Raw genomic sequence first — 19,022 nt, forward strand, 5'->3', positions numbered from 1 at the left:
TAAAAAAATAAAAAATAAAGAAAGAGTACTTTTAACATTTGCAGGAAATTAGAGGTAATTATGATGGGCCTATACTTCATATTTGACATTATTATAGGCCTGAAAAAATATATTTAGTTTTAACTTCTAAAATGCAAAAAAGAAATGAGAATAAAATTTATGAAAAAGCGATAAAGGAAAGTTTGAAAGATTATAACCCAATATTTGAATATATTAAGACTGATATTGGTAATGCACATTTGTTTGATATATATTTTAATAAAATAAATGAAACATTTAATAGAATAAAATTAGAACATCCAAATGCGGAAGTTTTGGTAAATGTAACATCGGGAACTGCCCAAATGATTAGCAATTTAGTGATGTACACAGTTGATGCTATAAATATAAATATTATTCCGATACAAGTGGCTACTCCTGAAGGAAAAGGAAATACATCAAAAGTCGTAAATGATAGTTATAAAGTGAACGATGAGAAAGAAAATAATTTTGATAATATAGAGGAATTTAGAACAAATAGAATATTATTTCCTGATTTAAGACAATATTCAAGACTTTTAGCAAAAAATCAGATAAAATAATTATTAAAAAAATATGAATATCCGACATGTCTAGAGTTATTAAAAAGGGATATTTTTCAAGAAAATAGTAAATTAAACGGACTTCTTAATTTTGCAAATGATAGACGACACTTAAAAGGTTTGAAATCAAATGGGAAATTAAAAAGTTTGAATGATAAAAAATTTGATAAATTCTATTATTACAGTAGAAATGAAACAAATGAAAATAAAGTAAAAGAATGGTACAAAATTGTAGATTATTTTGCACTTGGTAATATTAAGCAAAAATCTGGTGATATAGCAGGGTATACGATAATGTTAGAACCTTTGATTGTAAATATTTATTTGTCAATTTTAAGAGATATTTTTGGGAAAAATTATCGGATTTATTTTCAGAAAAAAGAAAAGAGGAAGAATTCAGTTATAAAACAGACATTTTAAAAATAAAAAAATACGATGAATTAAAAGAAAAAATTGAATATGAATTAGGAATTGTGGACTTGAAAAATTCAACGTTTGTATCAGATAATGTGTTAATTGCTACAATTAAATATTTTATTGAAAAAAATGAGTTTGGAATACTGGAAAAAATGGACTTAGCGTATTTTTCTGATTTAAGTAAAACTTTGCATAAAATAAAAGAAGTCAGAAATATGATTGCTCATTCATTAAAAACTATTAATAGAGATGATTTTAACAGTGAAGCAAAAGTTGGGATAGATACTGTGAATAGAAAAATAACTGATTTTTTCAAAAAATATTACACAGATTTTGGATATAAAGAGAATATAATATGTGTTTATGATGAAATAAATAAAATAGCAAATGAAATTTTGGAAACAGAAAAATAAATTATATTAAAAAAAAGTAGAATATTTATAAAAATTTAAATTGCAAATTTTCTATTTGGCTAAAGTATTTTTCAAAGAACATGAGATAGGTTAAAGTGAGTAATGTATATGTTTATGAACAAGGAGTAATGTTAAAATATAAAGAAAACAGATTAATTATTAATTATTCAGAAAATAATTTTAAGTCGATACCAATTGAAAATATAGATAATATTGTGATTTTTGGTACGATTCAAGTTAGTACAAAATGTGTTCAACAAATGCTGACGAGGGGAGTGAATCTAACTTTTTTGTCTAAAAAAGGTTCTTATTTTGGAAGATTGGAATCAACGGGACATGTAAATATAGAAAGGCAGAGATTGCAATTTAGAAAAAGTGATGATAAAATTTTTTCTTTAGAAATAAGTAAACAATTTATTAAAGGAAAGGCAGCAAACCAAAGAACTATACTTATGAGAGCAAATAAATTACTAAAAAGTCCAGAAATTACAGATATTATACTAAAAATGTCAGTTTATTCAAAGAATATAGAAAAATCTAAATCTATTGAAGAACTAATGGGAATGGAAGGATATTTAGCAAAATTGTACTATCAAGGAATTAGTAACATAATTGATAAAGAATATTCATTTTCTAAAAGAACTAGAAGACCGCCAAAAGATTCATTCAATTCTGTTTTTAGTTTTGGATACACACTGCTCCATTATGAAATATTTACAATTGTTGAATCCAAAGGATTACACCCTTATACCGCATTTCTTCATTCTGATAAATCTAAGCATCCTGTATTATGCTCAGACTTAATGGAAGAATGGAGACCGATGTTGATTGACTCTTTGGCAATTGCTCTTTTAAACAATAACAAAATAAAAAAAGGAAATTTTGAGTATAATCAAGAAAATAGCCAAATAACATATCATAAAATAAGGGTTTAATTGAGAGAAGATAAAAAAGGATAAAACTCCGAAAGGAGAAACAAATAAAATTTTAAAATATAAAATGTCTTTTATAGACATTTTTTTGTTTATATTTATTCCTTATTGCAAAACGAAAATTTATTGTCTTTTCTGAAATAACATTGTATAATGTATTTAAATAAATTATTAAAAATAACAAATGAACAAACAATAAAATAGAAAGGATTTTTTTACTTATGATAGCAGTGATTGATTATGGAGTAGGAAATCTTTTTTCCTTGCTTTCTTCTTTAAACTATGTCGGACTGGATACGAAGCTGACTAATGATATTGAAGAGATAAAAAATGCTAAGGGGATAATATTGCCAGGAGTCGGGGCTTTTAGAGATGCTATTGGGAATTTGGAAAAATATGGGCTAAAAGAGACTTTGATAAGTGAAGCGAAAAAAGGGAAGCCGTTTTTGGGAATTTGTCTTGGTATGCAGATGCTTTTTGAAAAAAGTTATGAATATGGTGAATATGAAGGGCTTGGGCTTATAAATGGAACTGTTGAGGAGATAAAAAAATATATTCCAGAAAACTCTGATTTGAAAATACCTCATATGGGATGGAATAGTTTAGCCATAAATGATGGATTTAAAGATGATAAAATTTTAAAAGATGTAGACAATAATGAATATGTTTATTATGTTCATTCGTATTTTGCAAAAACAGATATGAAGAATATTATCGCATATTCAGAATATGTAACAAAAATTCCTGGAATTGTAAAAAATAAAAATGTATATGGAATGCAGTTTCATCCTGAAAAATCTGGAGATACTGGATTGAAGTTATTGAAAAACTGGGGTGAATTAGTAAAATAAAAGTAAAATTGTAATTATTTTACTTAATTTATTCATTTTTAGGTTGGTTTTGATAATTTATTTTTTAATTGAGAAAGAGGTATTTATGAAGAAGATAATATTATTGATGAGTATTTTTGCAGCAGTTAATATGAATGCTAAAAGTCGAAGCGAAATGATAAAGCAGGATTTGTCAAAATTAGGAGTTTCTCAGGAAATAATATTAAAAACAATAGAACTGGATAAAGAAATACCTAATGTGGTGAGTGAACCTGATAGGGAAAAAGTAAAAAAATTGGTATTAAAAATTGAAGAATTGCTGAAAAAGAATGAGAAGAATTTTGTATTATCAGAAAATTTGATAAATATTTATAATGTACTTGGAAAAAGTGATGCTGAAAAATTAAATAATTTTAAGCGGTATGAAAAATACAATCCTTATGAAGTGTCAAAATTATTTTTTTCAAATATGTATTATTCTAACAAAGGAGATACAGCAGCGTTTGATAAAAATTATGAAAAACTTAAAAGGGAATACCCTGATTATTTAATCACTAGAATTGCTGTAACATATACGATAGGAAGAGATGCAATCTGGAATGTTATGAAAAACGATGAAAAAGCGGCTCTTGCAAGTTTAAATTCTATTATGAAGATGTGTGATGATAAAATAAAAACGGAAGAATCACGTATTTCTGATGAGCAGGCGTGGGCATACAAATTGACGATGGGATGGTTTGCGATAAGTTTTTATTTAAATGAGAATCGTACGCAGGATGCAATTGATTTTTATTATAAAAATTTTGAAGGGAAAAATAAGCCAAGTGAAGAAATATTGTATTACAACAGGTATCAAAACTGGTATATAAAATCAGAGCTGGCAAAGGAGAATAAAACTGATTTTTACAATAATAAGAAAATATTTCAAAAAAATCTGGATAAAATAAGAATGTTTGATTAATATTTTGAGATTTTTTATCAAAGTTAGATTTTGAGTATGGTTGTTGGAGCATATATTCCAAATATGATGATTTTTCTTTTGTGTTTTGGAATGACCTAACTTTTTTGAAAAATTTTGCAGTATATAAAAAAATAGAGTTGTAAAATAAAAAAGTATATAATATTTGAAGGAGATTAAACTATGATAGAGATTTTTCCAGCGATAGACTTACATAACGGTCAGGTAGTGCGACTGAAACAGGGAGATTATAATCAAGTGGAAGTGTTTTTTAAAAATCCTGTTGAAGTTTTGGATTTTTTTAATAAAAATAATTCAAAAAATCTTCATATTGTAGATTTGGACGGAGCAAAAGATGGAAATACTAAAAATTATGAAGTTATAAAGGAACTGGTTGAAAAAAGTGATTTTTTTGTTCAAGTTGGCGGTGGAATCCGTGATGAAGAGAGAATAAAAAAATATATTGAAATTGGTGTAAATAGGGTTATTTTGGGAACAATTGCTGTTGAAAATGAAGGATTTTTAAGAGAAATGGTAAAAAAATATGGAGATAAAATTGCAGTTTCTGTGGATGCGAAAAATGAAAAAGTCGCTGTAAAGGGATGGACAGAAACAGTTGAATTAAATTCAGTTGAGTTTTGCAAAAAGTTATCGGACATTGGAGTAAAAACAATAATTTATACCGACATTTCAAAAGATGGAATGTTAAATGGTACAAATCTTGAAATTTATAAAAAATTGTCCAAAATAGTAAAATCAGATATTATAGCTTCTGGTGGAATTACATTTTTAGATGAAATAAAGGAACTTAATGAAAATGGGGTTTACGGAGCTATTGTTGGAAAGGCAATTTATTCTGGAAATCTTGACTTAAAAGAAGTATTGGAAGTTAGCAAATAATATTTTAAAAATTGTTTAAATGAAATTGAAAATGTAAATATTGCATATTAAAAGAAAGTGGGTGTAAAAATGCTTGCAAAAAGAATTGTTCCCTGTTTGGACGTGAGAAATGGGAAAGTGGTAAAAGGCGTTAATTTTACTGGGATAAAAGAAGTTGACAATCCCGTTGAGTTAGCAAAGTTTTATAATAAATCTGGTGCTGATGAACTTGTTTTTTATGATATTACAGCAACTGTTGAGGAAAGAGGGCTTTTTACTGATATTTTAAAGGAAGTGGCAAGTCAGATATTTATTCCGCTTACTGTTGGTGGTGGGATAAATACACTAGATGATTTTGACAGAGTGTTAAAAGCGGGAGCAGATAAAGTAAGTGTCAATTCAGGTGCGATAAAAAATCCAAAATTAATTGAAGAAGCTGCAAAAAAATATGGAGATCAGTGTGTAGTTTTGTCTGTCGATGTAAAAAGAGTAGACGGCAAATTTAAAGTTTTTGCAAAAGGCGGCAGAGAAAATACTGGAATTGATGCGATTAAATGGTTTGTGCAGGGACAGGAAAATGGAGCTGGAGAAGTTGTTGTGAACAGTATCGATACGGATGGCCTTAAAACTGGCTTTGATTTGGAATTATTATCAATTTTGGCTGAAAAATTGTCAATTCCAATAATTGCGTCAGGTGGAGCTGGAAATATGGAACATTTTAAGGAATTATTTAAAATACCAGGAATTGATGCAGGGCTGGCAGCTTCGATTTTTCATTTTAAAGAAGTGGAAATTATGGAGCTGAAAAGGTATCTGAGGGATAATGGAGTGGAAATGAGAATTTGATAATTGTAGTTAAAATAATAAAAAGAGAAACTAAAAAATCTCTCGTTAGTTTTCATTTTTTAAAATATTGTCAGTATCTCTGTGGCTAAAAATAATACGTAAAATAATTATACTTTTTAAATTATCATTTACAGAATAATATAAAATATAGTTGTTAATCAGCTTTTTTCTAATAATAATGTACTCTGGTAAAAATTTATTCATAACTTTTGGACAACTCTTTGGAAATAACTGAATGTTAGTAACGGATTCTTGAAATTTATTTATAAAAGAGGTCGCAGCTGTTAGATTATTTAATTCTACTTTGATATAATGAAGAATCTGCTCTAAATCATTTTTAGCACTTTTAGTAAATTGATAAGAATATTTAGATTCCATATTTACCTCTTAATTCATTAATAGTATTTTCACCATCTGAAATATCATTGTTTTGAATATCTTTTATTCCATCAAGCAGAAGTTTTGCTTCTTCAATTTCACGCATAGTTCGTTCATAATATTCAATATCCATTACAACTAGGCGTCCATAACCATTTTTAGTTATAAATACAGGTCCTTGTTCTTCGGAACAGTATTTTTCAATTTCGACTGTATTTTTTAAATCACGAATTGGTATAATTTTCATAAGTAAACACACTCCTTTATGTATTATTTATATCTATATTATACCATAAATTATGTTACAATAAAACTAAATCTTAAATTTTTAGAAAGGACAAAAAGATGAATATAAAAAAAGAAGAGATTTTAAAAAAACTAAAAGAGATTAATAAAGAGAAATATTCGATTTTAAAATTAGGTCTTTTTGGAAGTTTTTCAAAAAATATTAATACAAATGATAGTGATATTGATATTCTTGTAAAAATGGAATTTAAGAAAGGGATGTATCAGAATTTTTGTAGTTTACATAAAAAACTAGAAGAAATTTTTCAAAAAAAAGTAGATTTAGTTGATGAAAGTATGTTTGAATATAAATTTAAAAATCCGAAAGTTCAGAAATACAAAGATGATATAAAGGAAGAAATTTTGCGGAGTGTAATCTATGTGTAAAAAAGGAAGAAGAAATATATTACAATTTACTTATGATATTGAAGAATGTATTGATATAATACAAGAAGAAACTTCGGAAATTTCATTTGAAGAGTTTATTAATGATAGGAAGACAATTGGTTATATAGAAAGACAGTTAGAAAAAATAGGTGAAGCTATTTCACAGATTCAAAAATTAGATAAAAATATTTTAATAGAGACTTTTTCAAATTATTCTTATTGGGAAAATATAAAAGGAATGAGAAACAGACTTATTCATGAATATTGGGGAACAAGTTTAGAAATGTTTTATGAAGTTTCTGTTTTTGAAATGGAAGATTTGTTAAAGTATATTTACATATTAAGAGAAAAATTAGAAAAGAGGTAAAAAATGAATATAGAACAAATAAAATTTGACGAAAAAGGGCTTGTTCCTGCAATAATACAAGATTATTATACAAAAGAAGTGCTAACTCTTGCGTATATGAATAAAGAAAGTCTAGAAATAACTTTAAGAGATAAAAAAACTTGTTTTTATAGCAGAAGTAGACAGGAATTATGGTTAAAAGGAGAAACTTCGGGAAATTATCAGAATGTTGTTTCGGTAAAATATGATTGTGATTCCGATTCTTTGCTTGTGGAAGTAAAAAAGGAAGGCCCTGCTTGCCATACCGGCTCTGAAAGCTGTTTTTTCAATTCTTTATTTGAAGCAGAAAATTACAGTAATTTTAGTCCTGAGAAACTTTATAATTTAATAAAAGATAGAAAGGTCAATCCTGAAGAAAAATCATATACAAGTTATCTCTTTGAAAAAGGACTTGATAAAATTTTAAAAAAAGTAGGAGAAGAATGTACAGAAGTTATTATTGGCGCTAAAAATAATGATAATGATGAGTTAAAATATGAAATTGCAGATTTATATTACCATACTTTAGTATTAATGATTGAACAGGGGCTTACAATACAGGATATAAAAGAAGAATTAGCTAAAAGACATATTATTGACCATAAAGTTAAGCAGGAAAAAATGGGTGGTGAAAAGTAAAAAAATACCTTTTTAAAAAGAATATTTAATATGAAGAATAAAAATCATTTAAAAGAAATCATAGATTTTGACAAAAGTGTAAAAAAAACTGAAAAAAGTTTAATTTTTAATGATGAATTTTTTAAAGAATGTCAAATAGTGAAATATCGTTTTCTTTTTGAAGAATATGATATTTTATATTTTAAATTTGTAACATGTTGTAAAAATTGGAGAGGTGATATTTTCTTTAATTGAAAAATTAAATTTTTCCGATAAATATCAGTATCAGTGGCATTCAGCTTTCAAATTTGTATTAAATGATATAGACGGATATGAAAATATGCTAACACTTTCAAAATTACGATAAAAAAATTCGTTTAGTATTTGATACTCATACAAGAGCAGAGTTTCAAGATGTTTTACAATTGCGTATAGTTTTGATGAATTAATAGATGGACTTTATTTAAGTGATAATTAAGTCACTTAATACAGAATATCACAATATAAGGAGCTGATAAATATGCAAACTAAAAAAACAATTTTCCCATCAAATCTTCACGCCCACACATTTTACTGCGATGGAAAAAACAATGCTGAAGATTATATTTTAACTGCAATAGAGAAAGGATTTACAAGTGTTGGACTTTCGGGGCATTCTTTTACAGCATTTGATACAGAACCGTGCATGACAGAACAAGGGACGCAGGAATATTTGAAAGAATTAAAAGAACTAAAAGAAAAATACAAAAATAAAATGCAGGTTTATATTGGAATCGAAGCTGATTTTTATACTGGGTATAACAAGGAAACTGATAAGGAAATGGGACTTGATTTTAGGATTGGATCTGTTCATTATGTGAAAGATAAGGAAAAAGACGAGTATTACTGTGTTGATAATACACCTGAAATTTTGGAATATGGAATAAAAAATTATGCAAATGAAGACGAAAGAGTATTCATTGAAGCATATTTTGATAATATTGTGGAAATGGTACATACTCAAAAGCCTGATATTATTGGACATTTAGATTTAGTTAGAAAATTTAACAAAGATTTGAAATATTTTGATGAAAATGCTGACTGGTACAAAAAGAAAGTAGAATATGTACTGGATGAAATAGCAAAAACTGATGCGATTATTGAAATTAATACTGGCGGGATGTCAAGAGGATGGACACAAACTCCTTATCCAAGCATTTCAATACTGGAAAGAATATTAGCTAAAAATATTCCAATTACAATTTCTTCTGATGCACATGAAACTAAAAATATTGATTTTTATTTTGAAGAAAGTCTTGAAATCGCTAGAAAAATTGGCTTTAAAAGTGTGAAGATTTTGGATGGTGGAGAGTTTAAAGATTTCAAGATTTAATGAAAAGAATAATATTAAATATAACTGCTATTAAACAGAAAATTTATGTACACTTTTGATAAGTTATAAATCTTCATTTAGTAAATATAAAACTTAATTTAGTTAGATTTCTTTTAAAAAAAAGACTTTAAGTGCCTTTCAGAAGGGAAATAACAACTTTTTAAATAACTATACTATTATATTTTCTAAGGTTGAAGATTCTCCAAAATATTGAAACAGCATCAGGAAAATTAAAAAAAACTTTTACTTTGGAATACTACTATTATTTAACAAAAAATTTATGATTAAAAAAGTTTATAAGTTTATTATCAAATTAAAAATAAAGGAATGGTATATTATATGGATAAGATAAATTTTAAAAACGGAATAAGGCGATTTGCATTACTGACTGCATTAATACTTTCTGCAACAGCAATAAGTACAGCAAATAATATTTATGAAAATCTATATTCTTTTAGATCTAAACGAAAGGTTGAGAATCCTGATCCAGATTTCGAATTAAAGCAAAAAGTCAAGGATAGAATAAAAGAGGTTTCTACAAGAGCAGAAGCTGAATCAAGACTAGTTTGGGTGGAAGTTCCTGTCTGGAGATTAAAAGACGGGAAAAAGGTGTCTGATACAGAAAGATTTCAAATTTTGGATATACTTGCTAATGATGTAAAAGAAATTTTTCATGAAATACATAAAGGAAAAGAGAAATTTCCGATAAAAAGATTAATCGGGTATTCATGGCGTGGAAGTTTTAAAAGCCTTCACAGCACAGGACGTGCAATTGACTTAAATCCTGAAGAAAATCCTCAAGTTAGCCGAAGTGGAAGAGCTATTGTCGGAAAAAGCTGGCAACCAAATAGCAACCCATATTCTATAAAACCTGATGGCGATGTTGTAAGAGCATTTACAAAAAGAGGATGGATCTGGGGAGCAAACTTTCGAACACGAGATTATATGCATTTTGGCTTTGCAGAAATGTAGTTTAAATAAATATAGAATAAAAAGAGGCGAGAAAAATGTTGCTTGGTGGAAATGAAACTACAAGAAAGATTGATAAATTTGCTATAAATAATTTGAAAATTCCAAGTATTGTACTTATGGAAAATGCTGCAATTTCATTTGCAAAACATATTGAAGAAAATGAAGATAATTTTCTTATTATTTGTGGCAAAGGCAATAATGGCGGAGATGGTTATGCAATTGCACGTCAGTTATTTTCAAAGGGAAAAAATGTGAAAATTTTTTGTATTAGCAATGAAAATATGAGTAATGATTGCATGATAAATTATGAAATTTGCAAGAATATGGGGATTGAGATATTTTATAAAATAGAAGAATTGGATAAGTTGTTTTTTGAATGTAATGTTGTTATTGAAGGAATTTTTGGAACAGGATTAAATTCAGAAATAAAAGGAATTTATCAAGAAATTATCGAAAAAATCAATACATTAAGTAATAATAAAAAAGTTTATTCAATTGATATTCCCTCTGGAATTAATGGGGATACTGGTGAAATTATGGGAATTTCAGTCAAAGCAGATATTACAATTTCATTTGTCACTTACAAAAAAGGATTTTTAAATTCAAAAATAAAAGATTTTTTAGGAAAAATCATTATTGAAAATATTGGATTGAACGAAACTAGTATCAATCATTTAGTCAAAGAGTATTATTTAACACCTGACATGATAAAAAGTTTTCGTATAAAAAGAAATGAAGATTCCCATAAGGGAGATTTTGGAAAAGTATTGATTTTTGCTGGAAGCAGTGGATTTTATGGTGCAGGAAATATAGTTGCAAAATCGTGTGTGAGAACAGGAGCAGGACTAACTACTGTAATTACTGATAAAAATAACTTTTCATTAAATGTATCTGTGCCAGAAGCTATGAGTTTTCCAATTAATTTTGATAATATAAATGAAAATCTCAAAAAATTAGAAAATGAAATCTTAAACAGCGATGTAATTGCAATTGGGCCAGGAATTGGAAAAAGGGAGCAAGCATTTTTAATTTTTGAAAAATTGATCAGTATTAATAAAAACAATAAAGGGAATACAATAAAACTGATATTAGATGCAGACGCTTTAAATTTGCTGTCAGAAAACAGGGAACTTTTTGAAAAAATAAGAAATAGAAGCATTTTGACACCACATTTAGTTGAATTTTCACGACTGACAGGATTTTCGCCAGAAGTAATTAATAAAAATAAATTTGAAATAACAAAGAACTTTGCAAAAAAATATGAAGTAACTCTTTTGTTAAAAGGTAAAAATACAATTATTACGGATGGAGAAAGACTTTTTGTAAACAGCACAGGAAATTCTCATATGGCAAATGGTGGAATGGGGGATTGCCTAACAGGAATAATATGTTCACTTGCTGGACAAAAATACGATTTAATGAAATCTGCTAGTATTGGAGCGTATTTGCATGGTAAAATTGCAGATGAATTGGTAAGAAGGCAGTATGCTGTGAATGCAACAGATGTGATTGATAATATTTCTGAGTATATGAATAAGATTTTTAGAATTTAAGCTAGAGGATATTTGAATTTTTTAGGGAGTTAGCTATGATTAAAAATGATATTATTGATTATGATGAAAGTATAAAACGAGAATATGAAAGCAATTGCTTTAATGATAAATTTTTTGAAATTTTTCCGACTAAATATGAAAAGATGTTGAGAGAATACGAAGTTATTTATTTTAAGGATGAAGTTAGAATTTCATTTTTTAATTTGGATTTTTCTGATGATATGATTTGTTATGAAGAATGTGATTTTATTGATCGAGTAAGACATAGTTTATATAGCATTGCCGAACTAATTAATTCCCAAAAAACTGAAAAATTAAAAAAATTTTGGAATATATTTGAGGAAATTTATTGGGAAATAGTTCAAGAAAAAATTCCCAAAGATAATAAAAAAGTTTTAAATTTTATGAATGAATTAAAAATGGAAATTAATGAAATTTTAAAAACATTCCCTTTGGAAAAAGTTGAAGAATATCGTGAAATTATAAAAGAATATGCTGGAAAATTTTGGAATAGAATAGAAAAATCAAAAACTAAATCCAAAAGATTATATTATGAAAAAGCATTGCTGTTTATTCTCGTTAAACTAGAAAATTTATTGAACATTCAGCACGAAGAACAATTTTTACAAAATTATGTTTGTATTTTAAACGACTTATATTCGGATGATTTTAATGATAACGGATCGTTTTCAAATTTATTTTTTCTTAATAAAGTTGATAAAGGAGTCTATTTTTCAGATGATACAAAACTTTTTTCATTTGAATTGGTAAAAATTGCAAATAGTTTTGATGAATTTATGGATAATATTGAAAATTTTGATTTAAGCAATTACGGTCGATATTTCGTTAGTATAAAATAATTAAAAAAATATTTGAAAAAACAAAGAAAATGTAGTACAATAACAATATAAGTAATTTATTTATAATTTTATAATAAAAAAATTAATATTTTTTAAGAAAGGAATGAAGGATGGCATTATTTTCTAGTAATGATAAAAAATCAAGAGACAAAAGAGAAAACACAGATAGATTAAACAGTCAATTTTCTGCAAATAATGAGGAAAATGTTAACGGTGTCAGTACAATTTCGATGGAAACAACAATAACAGGAACTATCGAATCAAATTCTGTTTTTAAAATGGATGGTGTCCTAAATGGAGATATTAAAGGAAATAAACTTGTTCACATTGGAAAAACAGGACAAGTAAAAGGAAATGTTACAGCCGAAACTGTAGTAGTTGACGGTGAAGTTTCTGGAGAAATACTGGCAGATAAAGTGGAAATAGGAAGCACAGGTAAAGCTTACGCTACAATAACTTCAGCTGTATTTGTAATTCAAGAAGGTGGTGTATTTGAAGGAAGAAAGAAAATGAAAATTGCTCTTATAAAAGAAGAACAACCTAAAAAATCAGAAAATAAAATTGATTTAAAACCAAATGAAAATTCGATAAATGAGAACAAAAAAGAATCATAATCTAAAATTTGGAAAATAAATTAACATAGTCATGAGCTCTAAGCTAATATACGAGTTTATGACTATTTTTATACATTTTTTTATTATCTAACTTTCGATTTGAACAATTTTTCTATTTATACTATACATTAAAATAAAATTGTGATAAAATCTAATAAGCAGAGATAAATTAAATAAAAAAGGGAATGAACTTTAATGAAATTCATTGTAGAAAATTTAGCAGAAATAAAGGATATTATCGAATATCATAATGATATAGAACTTCCTGATTATAATAAAAATCTTAAAGAAATAAAACAAAATAAAAATATTGTGATTTTAGGAAATTTTGATGGTGTCCACAAGGGACATCAGATAATTTTAAAAAAATCTGTAAGTAAAGCTAAAGAAGAGAATTTAAAAACAATTGTTTATACATTTAATGAATATCCCAAAAATCAGCAAACTAAAATAACAACTTGTTCTGAAAAAGCATATTTATTGAATGAAAATGGAATTGACTATCTTTATCTGGAGCAATTTGAAAAAGTTAGGAATTATACGCCTAAAGAGTTTGTAGAAAAAGTACTTGTGGATACTTTAAATGCTAAAGAAGTTTATTGTGGGTTTAACTTTACTTTCGGAAAAGCAAAATCTGGAGATGTTAGTACACTTGAAAAACTTTTAAAAGATAAAAATATAAAGCTTAATGTTCAAGAACCTGTACGAGATAAGAATAAAGAAATAATAAGCAGTACAAGGGTTAGGAATTATATTAAAGAAGGAAATTTTGAAAAAGTTAGAGAACTTCTTGGGCATAATTTTATTATTCTTGGAGAAGTTGTTTATGGTAAACAGTTAGGACGTGTACTAGGCTTTCCTACAGCAAATTTACGATTTGAGAACAAAATCTATCCAGAATTTGGAGTTTATGGAGTAAAAGTTCATATTGAAGATGATGAAAAAATTTATAATGGAGTAATGAATATTGGTAAGAATCCGACAGTAGATATTGGTGTATTAAGTGTAGAAGCAAATATTTTTGATTTTTCAGAAGATATTTATGGAAAAATAATTTTGATTGAAGTTTTAGAAAATATTAGAAGTGAGAAAAAATTTGATTCTATAGATGAATTAAAAAAACAGATTGGAAATGATGTAGATTACTGGAAAAATAAAATTTCATATTGGCGTAAGAAATACCCAAAAGAAAAATAGGTAAAATATGGAAAATGTAATACAAATTAAAATCGACAATTTTGAAGGTCCTCTAGACTTGCTTATTCATCTGATTGAAAAAAAGAAAATGAACATTAATGAAATAAATATTTCACAAATAATAGATGATTATCTAGGTTATATTCACGCACAAAAGGAATTAAATTTAAAAATAAAAGTCGAATTCCTAATAATGGCAACTGATCTAATTGAAATCAAAGCTTATTCAGTATTAAATAGAAATGAAAAGCTTGAAAGAATTGAAAAGCTTGAGAAAAAAATAATAGAATATCAGTTATTTAAGGAGATTTCAGAATTATTTTCAAAACATGAAAATGAATATAATATTCCATATACAAGAACAGGTACTGAAAGTATGGGAGATGAAATAATAGAATATGATATTTCAAGCCTAAATTTAGATAATTTATTTAAAAGTTTAAAAAATTTGGTCAATGCAAGGCTAAGAGGAAAAAATAATTCCCAAGATAGAATGATTTTGAACTTGGAAGGAGATAGTTATTCAACAGAGGAGGCTTATAATGAGGTTTCCAATATTATAAAAAATGATAAAAAAGTAGAGTTTAATCAATTATTACAAAATAAATTTTCAAAATCCAGAATAGTAACTTTGTTTCTTTGTATTTTAGATATGTTTAAAAATGGAGAAATTGACATAATTGTCGAAGAAAAAAACTTTTTTATTAAGTCAATGCAAAATTCAAGAAAGGAAATTAATTAATGTTTAAATCTAGTTTTATAGTAATGATTATAAATATGCTAAGCCGTATTTTAGGACTTGTTCGTGAAATGATTATCGGAAGTGTATTTGGTGCAACAGGAATGACAGATGCATATTTTAGTGCCACAAAAATCCCAAACTTCTTTACAACATTATTTGGAGAAGGCTCTCTCGGTACAGTTTTTATCCCAATTTATAATCGTGGAATTGAAGAACAGGGAAAAGAGAGAACGCATGAATTTGTCTTTTCAGTATTAAATTTAATAGTTGCATTTACATCAACAATGTCAATATTAATGATTTTGTTTTCAAGACAAATTTTAAAAATAACAACAGGTTTTGCAGACCCTGAACGTTTTGAAACAGCTAATATGCTTTTAAAAATAGTTGCTTTTTATTTTTTGTTTATTGCACTTTCTGGAGTAGTATCATCGTTATTAAATAATTATAAAAAGTTTGCAGTGGCTGCATCAATGGGAATTGTTTTTAACTTAACAATTATAATCGGAACACTTCTTTTAAAAAATAAAATGGGAATTTATGGATTAGGAATAGCTTATTTGCTGTCAGGAGTTTTCCAGCTTGCTATGATGCTTCCGCAATTTTTTCAAATAATGAAAACGTATAAATTTACATTTAACTTAAAAGATGAATATGTTATAGAAATGTTTAAGTTAATGATTCCAACATTAATCGGAATTTTTGGCTATCAAATAAATGAAATTATAGACAATCGTTTTGCCACAATGTTGCCTGCAGGAACAGCCAGTGCCTTAAATTATGCAAGCCGTCTATATTTATTGCCAATTGGAGTTTTTGCAATTTCATTGGCAGTAGTGATATTTCCTACATTATCAAAGGCTGTAGTAAAAAATAATATGAAGACAGTAAGAAGAGTAGTTCATCAAGGTTTGTACATGTTAGCATTCTTAATCGTTCCTTCTTCAGTTGTATTATTTGGTTATGCACAGGAAATTGTGACATTAATTTACAAAAGAGGGCATTTTAGTGAAAAAAGTGTAGTAATAACTTCTGAAACATTGCAATTTTATGCAATCGGACTATTATTTTTCTCAACAATACACCTTCTTACAAGAAGCCATTATGTATTCAAGGATAGAACTTTGCCAGTAATTTCTTCGTTTACAGGAATTGGAATTAATATTCTTTTGGACTGGCTGCTATACAAACAATATCGACATGTTGGACTTACATTTGCAACATCATTTGCCGCAATGGTAAATTTCCTAATTTTATATACTTCACTTGCAAAACGATATGTAAAATTAAGGACTTTCAAATATTTTGTAATACTTATAATCACGTTTGTTACCTCAGGAATTTCATTTTATATTTCAAAAATGATAAAATTGAATATATTGGGGAGATTCAGCATTGCTATTAATTTAACGGTGTTTACCACAATTTATCTGTTAATCTGGTTTATTTTAATTTCAATTTTTAGAAAAGATTTAATTGAAAAAATGCTAAAAAGAGTTTTGAATAGAGGATAAGTATGATACAGGAAAAAATTAGGTATACAAAGACAGGTAAACGAATAGAAGTTTATGAATTTAAAGCTAAACTGCATCAAAAAGTAGTAATGAATAAAAATCAGTTTGAAGAACATATTTTTCCAAAACATCCTGAAATCTCGCTGGAAATAATAAAAGAAGTGTTAGAAAATCCAGATTTTGTAACAAAACAGTCAAAATCCCGAAAAGAACATTTTTATCAAAAAAAAATTGGAAAATTGAATTATTTTGTAGTAATTTCCCAACATAAAAATGTAAAAAAATTAAGATTTGTATTAACAGCTTTTATGGCAAAAGATATAAACTTTTTGAAAGAAAAAAATATACATTACAGATATAAAAAATAAAAATATAAATTCAAAAATTCAAAACTGTTATTTAACTAAATTTTTGATAAATACTGAAAATAGTGATTTATAATTTTATAATAAAATCGAATTACAATATGAATTACAATATGAATTACAATATAAGAAAAAAATCATCGTAATAGAAAGCGTATAAGAGCCTAAAATTAAGTTAGCCATTTTTTATTGTCGATGATTTTTTATTGCTTAAAATCGCTTATTTAGTTTTTTTACATTTTCTATTTATGTAAATCATAAATCAATTTTTTGGTATAATATCTTATAAAATCTACAATACATAACATTTTATAATTTCATAAAGTTCTATAAAAGTTCTATTTTTATAACACTAAAATCCTATTTAAATAATAGACCTGTTCGATAACTGTATTAAATTTGAAAAGGCAATAAGATAAATATTACTCTGAAGTGAGCAAAACTTCTTATCTTATTAGAGATAAAAAATATAAAGTTTCCGAACAAGTCTAATAAATTTTTTCTATTTTTTTAATTTAGTAATCAAAAACAGTTTGAACACTTGCATCTCTACAATATTTGTATCCACGTTTTGCTTTACATCTTTCCAATGCTTCTCGATAAGCTTTGTCTGCTTCTTTATATGATTTTGGATCAAAAAGTTCACATCCAAAAACACTCATTCCTAACGAAACTAAAAGTAGCAACTTGATTATTCTTTTCATAATAATTCCTCCTGGTTTTTATTATTTATAATTTAAAAAAATTATTTATTTAATTTTTCCATTAACTGGGCATTTGCATCCTTATACAAATGAGAATATGTATTTATCGTAGTTTGTAAATTATCGTGTCCCAGCCGTTTGCTGATAGCAGTGATGTCGGCTTGAATAAACAGCAAATATGAAGCGTGAGAATGCCTAAAGTCGTGAAGGCGTATTTTTGGCAAATTTGCTTGCAAACTGTATTTCTCTAGAATGTATCTAAGTTGTGAACTTTTTAAATCAAAAATTCTAGCAGTTTTTATATTTTTTTTATTTTGATTAGTTTTTGAAGTTACAGAAAAATATAATTGTAAATCCGAAATAAGAGTTTCTGGCAATAAAACTTTTCTTATTGAACCCAAAGTTTTTGGAGTAGTAATATAATCCTTTTTATTTATATGCGAAAGAGTTTTGTTCACGTCAATAAATTTTCCTTCCAAATTAATATCATTTTCAGAAAGAGCCAAAAGTTCACCAATTCTAAGTCCGGTCCAAAACAAAATTTTAAACATAATAATAGAATCAGAATATTTTCCATTTTTCTCTTTATTTTTTAACTCTAAAACTTCGATAAACTTTTCAAAATCGTTTAAAGACCAAATTTTCATTTCCGAACGATTTTTTTTGCTTCCAAAAGATCCCATATTTTTACAAGGATTTTCATTTAGTCCTTGATATTTCGTAGCCCAGTTAAACATGCTTTTCAATGCTGCATAAATATTAGATTTAGAATTTTCGCTAAACAGTTGTCCGTTTTTGCATTTCTTTTCTAACATCTTATTCTGCCATTCTCTAATCATAAAAGGAGTAATCTTATTTATTTCAATTTTATCAAAAAATGGTAAAATATGCAAACGAAAATATGCTTCTATAGTATTGACTGCAGTAGACTTGTGTCTTTTACTATAATCTTCAAAATAAAGTTCATATAATGATTGAAACGACATATTCATAGACTTGGCAATCTTTTTCTTAAATTCGTATTCGTAATCCTGAGCCTCTTTTTTCTTTTTAAACCCAGTCTTTTTATACTTTTTATTTACACCTTTATAGTCTTTAGCATAAAACATCGCATACCAAGTCTTTCTATCCGCATTGTAATAAACTGGCACTTTAAAGTTCTCCTTACTTTTATGATTTTCAATATAATTATATCACATTTTTATATTATATATTAAATA

At 26.7% G+C, this 19,022-nt stretch carries 22 protein-coding genes and 1 pseudogene; 19 read left to right on the top strand and 4 right to left on the bottom strand.

Annotated features, from left to right (window positions below):
* Window positions 1-131: 131 nt before the first annotated feature.
* From HMPREF1552_RS12845 to hisF, 7 genes and pseudogenes are all read left to right on the top strand, one after another.
* A pseudogene (locus HMPREF1552_RS12845) lies at window positions 132-1,001 on the top strand (hypothetical protein).
* Between the two features lie 59 nt (window positions 1,002-1,060).
* Window positions 1,061-1,411, top strand: coding sequence for a hypothetical protein (locus HMPREF1552_RS12850; protein WP_039901550.1), 351 nt, complete (start codon window positions 1,061-1,063; stop codon window positions 1,409-1,411).
* 95 nt (window positions 1,412-1,506) lie between these two features.
* The gene (gene cas1 / locus HMPREF1552_RS09325) at window positions 1,507-2,346 is read left to right on the top strand and encodes a CRISPR-associated endonuclease Cas1 (RefSeq protein WP_021744926.1); all 840 of its coding nucleotides are present in this window, start codon (window positions 1,507-1,509) and stop codon (window positions 2,344-2,346) included.
* A gap of 218 nt (window positions 2,347-2,564) precedes the next feature.
* Window positions 2,565-3,194, top strand: coding sequence for an imidazole glycerol phosphate synthase subunit HisH (gene hisH, locus HMPREF1552_RS09330; RefSeq protein ID WP_021744927.1), 630 nt, complete (start codon window positions 2,565-2,567; stop codon window positions 3,192-3,194).
* A gap of 85 nt (window positions 3,195-3,279) precedes the next feature.
* Window positions 3,280-4,134 (top strand): hypothetical protein, encoded by an 855-nt coding sequence (locus tag HMPREF1552_RS09335; protein WP_021744928.1) that lies wholly within the window; start codon window positions 3,280-3,282, stop codon window positions 4,132-4,134.
* A gap of 180 nt (window positions 4,135-4,314) precedes the next feature.
* A complete protein-coding gene (hisA, locus tag HMPREF1552_RS09340; RefSeq protein WP_021744929.1) occupies window positions 4,315-5,031 on the top strand; it encodes a 1-(5-phosphoribosyl)-5-[(5-phosphoribosylamino)methylideneamino]imidazole-4-carboxamide isomerase in 717 nt (238 codons plus the stop codon).
* Window positions 5,032-5,100: 69 nt separating this feature from the next.
* The gene (gene hisF, locus HMPREF1552_RS09345; RefSeq protein WP_039901552.1) at window positions 5,101-5,856 is read left to right on the top strand and encodes an imidazole glycerol phosphate synthase subunit HisF; all 756 of its coding nucleotides are present in this window, start codon (window positions 5,101-5,103) and stop codon (window positions 5,854-5,856) included.
* Between the two features lie 45 nt (window positions 5,857-5,901).
* On the opposite strand, the gene HMPREF1552_RS09350 is transcribed toward hisF, so the two are convergent.
* Both HMPREF1552_RS09350 and HMPREF1552_RS09355 read right to left on the bottom strand, forming a co-directional pair.
* Complete coding sequence (locus HMPREF1552_RS09350; protein WP_021744931.1) at window positions 5,902-6,234, bottom strand: type II toxin-antitoxin system RelE/ParE family toxin; 333 nt, start codon at window positions 6,232-6,234, stop codon at window positions 5,902-5,904.
* The gene (locus HMPREF1552_RS09355; RefSeq protein WP_021744932.1) at window positions 6,224-6,481 is read right to left on the bottom strand and encodes a type II toxin-antitoxin system Phd/YefM family antitoxin; all 258 of its coding nucleotides are present in this window, start codon (window positions 6,479-6,481) and stop codon (window positions 6,224-6,226) included. Before HMPREF1552_RS09355 ends, HMPREF1552_RS09350 begins: the two co-directional genes overlap by 11 nt.
* A gap of 98 nt (window positions 6,482-6,579) precedes the next feature.
* Here HMPREF1552_RS09355 and HMPREF1552_RS09360 point away from each other — a divergent pair, with 98 nt between their 5' ends.
* The 12 genes from HMPREF1552_RS09360 to HMPREF1552_RS09420 all read left to right on the top strand — a co-directional run bounded on the left by HMPREF1552_RS09360 (window position 6,580) and on the right by HMPREF1552_RS09420 (window position 17,101).
* Window positions 6,580-6,906 carry a nucleotidyltransferase family protein gene (locus tag HMPREF1552_RS09360; RefSeq protein ID WP_021744933.1) on the top strand — a complete coding sequence of 109 codons (327 nt, stop codon included), beginning with the start codon at window positions 6,580-6,582 and terminating at the stop codon, window positions 6,904-6,906.
* The gene (locus HMPREF1552_RS09365) at window positions 6,899-7,273 is read left to right on the top strand and encodes a DUF86 domain-containing protein (protein WP_021744934.1); all 375 of its coding nucleotides are present in this window, start codon (window positions 6,899-6,901) and stop codon (window positions 7,271-7,273) included. The genes HMPREF1552_RS09360 and HMPREF1552_RS09365 overlap by 8 nt, the downstream gene beginning before the upstream one ends.
* A gap of 3 nt (window positions 7,274-7,276) precedes the next feature.
* The gene (hisIE, locus tag HMPREF1552_RS09370) at window positions 7,277-7,930 is read left to right on the top strand and encodes a bifunctional phosphoribosyl-AMP cyclohydrolase/phosphoribosyl-ATP diphosphatase HisIE (RefSeq protein WP_021744935.1); all 654 of its coding nucleotides are present in this window, start codon (window positions 7,277-7,279) and stop codon (window positions 7,928-7,930) included.
* Between the two features lie 499 nt (window positions 7,931-8,429).
* A complete protein-coding gene (gene hisJ / locus HMPREF1552_RS09380) occupies window positions 8,430-9,281 on the top strand; it encodes a histidinol-phosphatase HisJ (RefSeq protein WP_021744938.1) in 852 nt (283 codons plus the stop codon).
* A gap of 339 nt (window positions 9,282-9,620) precedes the next feature.
* The gene (locus tag HMPREF1552_RS11690; protein ID WP_021744939.1) at window positions 9,621-10,253 is read left to right on the top strand and encodes a M15 family metallopeptidase; all 633 of its coding nucleotides are present in this window, start codon (window positions 9,621-9,623) and stop codon (window positions 10,251-10,253) included.
* 35 nt (window positions 10,254-10,288) lie between these two features.
* The gene (locus HMPREF1552_RS09390; RefSeq protein WP_021744940.1) at window positions 10,289-11,806 is read left to right on the top strand and encodes a bifunctional ADP-dependent NAD(P)H-hydrate dehydratase/NAD(P)H-hydrate epimerase; all 1,518 of its coding nucleotides are present in this window, start codon (window positions 10,289-10,291) and stop codon (window positions 11,804-11,806) included.
* Window positions 11,807-11,841: 35 nt separating this feature from the next.
* Window positions 11,842-12,666, top strand: a complete 825-nt coding sequence (locus tag HMPREF1552_RS09395; RefSeq protein WP_021744941.1) for a hypothetical protein — start codon at window positions 11,842-11,844, stop codon at window positions 12,664-12,666.
* Between the two features lie 110 nt (window positions 12,667-12,776).
* Window positions 12,777-13,280 (top strand): polymer-forming cytoskeletal protein, encoded by a 504-nt coding sequence (locus HMPREF1552_RS09400; RefSeq protein WP_021744942.1) that lies wholly within the window; start codon window positions 12,777-12,779, stop codon window positions 13,278-13,280.
* 195 nt (window positions 13,281-13,475) lie between these two features.
* Entirely contained in the window at window positions 13,476-14,477 is a 1,002-nt protein-coding gene (locus HMPREF1552_RS09405; protein WP_021744943.1) for a bifunctional riboflavin kinase/FAD synthetase, read from the top strand.
* 7 nt (window positions 14,478-14,484) lie between these two features.
* Entirely contained in the window at window positions 14,485-15,219 is a 735-nt protein-coding gene (locus HMPREF1552_RS09410) for a ScpA family protein (protein ID WP_021744944.1), read from the top strand.
* Window positions 15,219-16,733 carry a murein biosynthesis integral membrane protein MurJ gene (gene murJ / locus HMPREF1552_RS09415; RefSeq protein ID WP_021744945.1) on the top strand — a complete coding sequence of 505 codons (1,515 nt, stop codon included), beginning with the start codon at window positions 15,219-15,221 and terminating at the stop codon, window positions 16,731-16,733. The genes HMPREF1552_RS09410 and murJ overlap by 1 nt, the downstream gene beginning before the upstream one ends.
* Before the next feature lie 2 nt (window positions 16,734-16,735).
* Entirely contained in the window at window positions 16,736-17,101 is a 366-nt protein-coding gene (locus tag HMPREF1552_RS09420) for a hypothetical protein (protein ID WP_021744946.1), read from the top strand.
* A gap of 512 nt (window positions 17,102-17,613) precedes the next feature.
* On the opposite strand, the gene HMPREF1552_RS09425 is transcribed toward HMPREF1552_RS09420, so the two are convergent.
* Window positions 17,614-17,802, bottom strand: a complete 189-nt coding sequence (locus HMPREF1552_RS09425) for a hypothetical protein (protein WP_021744947.1) — start codon at window positions 17,800-17,802, stop codon at window positions 17,614-17,616.
* A 41-nt stretch (window positions 17,803-17,843) separates the two neighbouring features.
* The gene (locus HMPREF1552_RS09430) at window positions 17,844-18,953 is read right to left on the bottom strand and encodes a site-specific integrase (protein ID WP_021744948.1); all 1,110 of its coding nucleotides are present in this window, start codon (window positions 18,951-18,953) and stop codon (window positions 17,844-17,846) included.
* Window positions 18,954-19,022 lie beyond the last annotated feature (69 nt).

This window comes from Leptotrichia sp. oral taxon 879 str. F0557 (genome assembly GCF_000469385.1).
GTDB classification, from domain to species: domain Bacteria; phylum Fusobacteriota; class Fusobacteriia; order Fusobacteriales; family Leptotrichiaceae; genus Leptotrichia; species Leptotrichia mesophila.

Coding starts and splice junctions, on each gene's coding strand:
- hisH (WP_021744927.1), top strand. CDS start 2,565: ATGATAGCAGTGATTGATTATGGAGTAGGAAATCTTTTTTCCTTGCTT.
- HMPREF1552_RS09335 (WP_021744928.1), top strand. CDS start 3,280: ATGAAGAAGATAATATTATTGATGAGTATTTTTGCAGCAGTTAATATG.
- hisA (WP_021744929.1), top strand. CDS start 4,315: ATGATAGAGATTTTTCCAGCGATAGACTTACATAACGGTCAGGTAGTG.
- hisF (WP_039901552.1), top strand. CDS start 5,101: ATGCTTGCAAAAAGAATTGTTCCCTGTTTGGACGTGAGAAATGGGAAA.
- HMPREF1552_RS09350 (WP_021744931.1), bottom strand. CDS start 6,234: ATGGAATCTAAATATTCTTATCAATTTACTAAAAGTGCTAAAAATGAT.
- HMPREF1552_RS09355 (WP_021744932.1), bottom strand. CDS start 6,481: ATGAAAATTATACCAATTCGTGATTTAAAAAATACAGTCGAAATTGAA.
- HMPREF1552_RS09360 (WP_021744933.1), top strand. CDS start 6,580: ATGAATATAAAAAAAGAAGAGATTTTAAAAAAACTAAAAGAGATTAAT.
- HMPREF1552_RS09365 (WP_021744934.1), top strand. CDS start 6,899: ATGTGTAAAAAAGGAAGAAGAAATATATTACAATTTACTTATGATATT.
- hisIE (WP_021744935.1), top strand. CDS start 7,277: ATGAATATAGAACAAATAAAATTTGACGAAAAAGGGCTTGTTCCTGCA.
- hisJ (WP_021744938.1), top strand. CDS start 8,430: ATGCAAACTAAAAAAACAATTTTCCCATCAAATCTTCACGCCCACACA.
- HMPREF1552_RS11690 (WP_021744939.1), top strand. CDS start 9,621: ATGGATAAGATAAATTTTAAAAACGGAATAAGGCGATTTGCATTACTG.
- HMPREF1552_RS09390 (WP_021744940.1), top strand. CDS start 10,289: ATGTTGCTTGGTGGAAATGAAACTACAAGAAAGATTGATAAATTTGCT.
- HMPREF1552_RS09395 (WP_021744941.1), top strand. CDS start 11,842: ATGATTAAAAATGATATTATTGATTATGATGAAAGTATAAAACGAGAA.
- HMPREF1552_RS09400 (WP_021744942.1), top strand. CDS start 12,777: ATGGCATTATTTTCTAGTAATGATAAAAAATCAAGAGACAAAAGAGAA.
- HMPREF1552_RS09405 (WP_021744943.1), top strand. CDS start 13,476: ATGAAATTCATTGTAGAAAATTTAGCAGAAATAAAGGATATTATCGAA.
- HMPREF1552_RS09410 (WP_021744944.1), top strand. CDS start 14,485: ATGGAAAATGTAATACAAATTAAAATCGACAATTTTGAAGGTCCTCTA.
- murJ (WP_021744945.1), top strand. CDS start 15,219: ATGTTTAAATCTAGTTTTATAGTAATGATTATAAATATGCTAAGCCGT.
- HMPREF1552_RS09420 (WP_021744946.1), top strand. CDS start 16,736: ATGATACAGGAAAAAATTAGGTATACAAAGACAGGTAAACGAATAGAA.
- HMPREF1552_RS09425 (WP_021744947.1), bottom strand. CDS start 17,802: ATGAAAAGAATAATCAAGTTGCTACTTTTAGTTTCGTTAGGAATGAGT.